The sequence below is a fragment of the Pseudoduganella sp. RAF53_2 genome (assembly GCF_052113985.1).
Lineage (GTDB): Bacteria > Pseudomonadota > Gammaproteobacteria > Burkholderiales > Burkholderiaceae_D > Rugamonas.
Genome location: NZ_JBFRDW010000547.1, coordinates 1 through 4,183, shown reverse-complemented (window position 1 = coordinate 4,183; position 4,183 = coordinate 1). Strand labels below are relative to the sequence as shown.

The window sequence follows — 4,183 nt, the reverse complement described above, 5'->3', positions numbered from 1 at the left end:
TCTGCATGCCGAGGTGGCCGGCCCAAGGGAAGCGCGAGGGATGGTCGGGGATCAGCGTGTCGACCATGAGGTCCTTGCGCAAGTGGCCTTCGATGATCGTGCCCTGCTCGCCGGTCAGCACGTCGCGCGCCTGCTGCAGATTGCCCAGCGTGGCCGAGAGTCCCCACACGGTGGTTTGCGGCCGCCATTTCCTCAGCCGTGCCAGCGCCAACTGCGTTTGCACGCCGCGCTTGTTGCCCATCAATTCATGCCATTCGTCGACGACCACCATGTCCAGCTGCGCGAAGTGCTCGCGGGCGTCGGGGCGGGTCAGCAGGACTGTCAGGCTTTCCGGGGTGGTCACCAGGGCCGGCGGCAGATGACGCGCTTGCCGCGCGCGCGTGGCGGAGTCGGTGTCGCCAGTGCGCGCTTCGATCTGCCAGGCGGGGCGCAGTTCGGATGCTGAGTCTTGCAGGGCGCGCAGCGTGTCGGCGGCGAGGGCACGCATGGGCGTGATCCACAACACGCGCAGGCCGGGTTTGCGGCTCGACTGCGCGCGCTGCAAGGCGGCGAACCAGACAGCCAGCGTCTTGCCGGAGCCCGTTGTCRCATGCAGCAGTCCGGACTCGCCTTTCGCCGCAGCGGCCCACACCGCGTGTTGGAACGGAAACACGCTCCAGCCGCGCGCCGCAAACCAGGCTTCCACCGCCTCCCGCCCCGGCGCCGCGTCATCCATCACCGTCCGCCCGCCCCCAGCCGCGCAGCCCGATGCAGACGCCCCTCCTGCGGCCACGCCGTGCGGCGCGTCGGCGGAGCCAGGCTGGGGGGCTGTGGGGGCTGGGGATTGGGGGCGGCGCGATGGGAGGGGGCGCGGGCGGGGGAAGGAGGGGCTCATGGCGACGGCGGCGACAGCAGGCTGCGGAGCGCGTCGAGGGYATCGGCGTCGTCGATGGACTTGTCATCACGCCGGCGCAGAATGCGCGGGAAGCGCACGGCAATGCCGGACTTATGGCGCGGCGACAAAGCAATCCCCTCAAAGCCAATCTCGAACACCATGGTCGGCCGCACGCTGCGCACTGGTCCGAAGCGCTCGATGGTCGTGCGGCGTATGGCGTTGTCCACCTGTGCTATCTCCGCATCCGTCAATCCTGAATAAGCTTTGGCAAACGGCACCAGCTGCCGCTCGCCATTCCCATTGCTGTCCCACACCGCGAAAGTATAGTCCGTGTACAAGGACGCCCGCCGGCCATGCCCCGCCTGCGCATACACCAGCACCGCATCCACACTATAGGGATCGATTTTCCACTTCCACCAGGTGCCGACATCCTTGGTCCGTCCCACGCCATACTGCGCGCCGCCAGCCTTGAGCATCATGCCCTCGACGCCGCGCGTGCGCGATTCCTCGCGGATCTCCGCCAGCTCCGCCCAGCTGCCGGCATGCACCAGCGGGGAAATGCGCAATTGCGGCAAGCCCGCCTGCGCCACCAGCGTTTCGAGCAAGGCACGGCGCTCGCGCTGCGGCAGCTGCCGTACATCGACGCCATCCAGTTCCAGTACATCGTAGGCCACCAGCACGGCCGGAAGCTCCGCCAACAGCTTGGCGCCCAGCGTCTTGCGTCCGATACGCTTCTGCAGCGCCGCGAACGGCGCGGGTGCATCGCCGGACGGCCACACCAGAATCTCGCCATCGATCACCGTGCCTTCCGGCAGACGCATCGACACCAGCTCCGGGAAGCGCTCGGTGATCAGCTCTTCGCCGCGCGACCACAGCCAGTTCGCGCCGCCGCGCGACACCAGCTGCGCGCGCATGCCATCGTATTTCCACTCCACCTGCCAGCCATGCAGATCGCCCAGCGTTTCCGGCGGCGCCTGCAAGGGATGCGCCAGGAAGAAGGGGTACGGCTGCCCTCCCCGCTCCGCATGTTCCGCCGCGGACGGCGCTGCTATCAGTTGCAGGAAGCCCTTGGCCGTCGGATTCACGCTGCCATCCGTCCATCCCATCAAGCGCTGCGCAATCAGCTTGCTGTCCACCGCTGCAATCGTGCTCAAGGCCCGCGTTACCAGCAGCTTCGAGACGCCAACGCGGAAGCCGCCGCCAATCAGCTTCACCAGCAGGAAGCGCTCGCGCGTCTCCAGCTCTTCCCAATAGCGGAACAGCGCCGCACGGATATCCTCCGGCGGCGCACCGCGCAACGGCGCAATGCGCTGCTCGATCCATTCCGCCAGACCCAGATCGCTGCGATGCTTCGGCTCGGGCAGGATATGCGCAATCGTCTCAGCCAGATCGCCTACCGCGTTGTAGCACTCGTCGAACAGCCACTCCTCTAGTCCTGCATACTCGGTCGCATACTGGCGCAGCAGCTTGACCGGCACCGCCTGGCGTGGMTTGCCGCCGGCCAGGAAGTACACCGCCCACGCGGCATTCTCCGGCGAGGCGCTGGCGAAATACGCGCGCAGCGCTTCCAGCTTGCGGTTGGTCGCCGTGGTTTCATCCAGCTCGGCATACAGGCGGGCGAACTCACGCATCGGAGACCTCCTCCGCCTCCTCGTCACCGTATTCGGTATCGAAGGATTTGGCGTCGAAGCCGTTCTCGCACAGCCAGCGCACCAGCACGGGAATCGAACCATGGGTGACCACCACCCGTTCGGCGCCGGTGGCGCGAATCGCTTGCATCAAGCCCGGCCAGTCGGCGTGATCGGACAGCACGAAGCCGCGATCCACGCCACGCCGGCGGCGCGCGCCGCGCAGCTGCATCCAGCCGCTGGCGAAAGCATCGCTGAAATCGCCGAAGCGCCGTGCCCATGGCGAACCGCCAGCGGACGGCGGCGCAATCACCATCGCCCGCCGCAGCGCAGCCTTGTCCACATCGCCCACCATCACCGTCGGCGGCAGCGCCACACCCGCTTCGCGATAAACCTGATTCAGCGGTTCCGCCGCGCCGTGGCAGACAATTGGACCAATCGACGGATCAAGCCCGCTCAGGATGCGCTGTGCCTTGCCGAACGGGTAGCACAGCATCATGCTGGCGCGCCCTTCCTCCGCATTGCGCCGCCACCAGGCATTCATGTCATTGAAGATGTCCTGCTGCGGCTCCCAGCGGTAAATCGGCAGGCCGAAGGTGGACTCGGTAATGAAGCAATCGCAGCGCACCGGCTCGAAAGGCGTGCAGGTCGCATCCGGTTCGATCTTGTAGTCGCCGGAGGCCACCCACACCTCGCCCTGATATTCCATGCGCACCTGGGCCGATCCCAGCACGTGTCCTGCGGGATGCAGCGAGATGTGCACGCCGTTGTGCACCACCTGCACGCCGTAATCGAGGCCCTGGATCGTGACATCGCCAAGGCGCGAACGCAGGATGCCGACGCCTGGCGCCGCCGTCAGATAGTGGCCATTGCCCGGCCGCGCGTGGTCGATGTGGCCGTGCGTGATCACAGCGCGTTCCACCGGCCGCCAGGGGTCGATGTAGAACTGGCCGGGGACGCAATACAGCCCCTCCTTACGGACAATAACCATTTCTGCCATGCCAGGCTCCCAACTTTTTGGGGACATTGTAGCGAAGCATCCGGCGCGCGTTCTGTCCCTTAACGCACAGAGTCAATCGTTGGCGGTGACTTACAGTTATCGCATACACCGCAGCGCTCAATGCCTGCCGTGTCGTCACCGAAGTAATCGAGCAGCAGCTTCCAGCGGCAGCGGGCGCTCTGCGCATAAGACACCATGAGTTCCAGCGCCTCGCGGTCGCGTTCGGACTTGTGCTGGTATTGCGCGGCCAGCCGGTCGTAGTCGCTGGCGCGCGCTTCACGGTTCGTCAGCAGGAATTCCAGACGGCGGTTCTGGCGTAGCAAGCCCCCATCCTTCAACAGCTTCAAGGCCACTTGCAGACGCTTGTCGCGGCGCGCCGGCAGTGCTTGCGCAGACACCGCCTCATGCGCCGCGCGCAGCGCTGCCGAATCCGGATAATGCTTTGCGAGGAAGAACTGCTGCACGCGCTTGTCGTCGTGGAAGTAAAGCAGCGTGCAATCGGCTACTTCGCCGTCGCGGCCCGCGCGGCCGGACTCCTGATAGTAGGCTTCCAGGCTGGCCGGGACTTGCAGGTGAATCACGAAGCGCACGTCCGGCTTGTCGATGCCCATGCCGAAAGCATTGGTCGCCACCATCACGCGCCGCTCGCCCGCCATGAACAATTCCTGATTCAGCTTGCGC

Annotated in this window: 4 protein-coding genes; all 4 read right to left on the bottom strand. The window is 66.1% G+C overall.

Annotation, left to right across the window (positions count from 1 at the left end; translation table 11 throughout):
• A partial coding sequence (locus tag AB4Z11_RS25060) for a DEAD/DEAH box helicase (RefSeq protein WP_442028483.1) occupies positions 1 to 715 on the bottom strand: 715 nt, incomplete at its 3' end.
• A 155-nt stretch (positions 716 to 870) separates the two neighbouring features.
• A complete protein-coding gene (locus AB4Z11_RS25055) occupies positions 871 to 2,505 on the bottom strand; it encodes an ATP-dependent DNA ligase (RefSeq protein ID WP_442028482.1) in 1,635 nt (544 codons plus the stop codon).
• Complete coding sequence (locus AB4Z11_RS25050) at positions 2,498 to 3,502, bottom strand: ligase-associated DNA damage response exonuclease (protein WP_442028480.1); 1,005 nt, start codon at positions 3,500 to 3,502, stop codon at positions 2,498 to 2,500. Before AB4Z11_RS25050 ends, AB4Z11_RS25055 begins: the two co-directional genes overlap by 8 nt.
• A gap of 59 nt (positions 3,503 to 3,561) precedes the next feature.
• Positions 3,562 to 4,183, bottom strand: a 622-nt coding sequence (locus AB4Z11_RS25045) for a helicase-related protein (RefSeq protein ID WP_442028479.1), incomplete at its 5' end; no start/stop codon positions are given.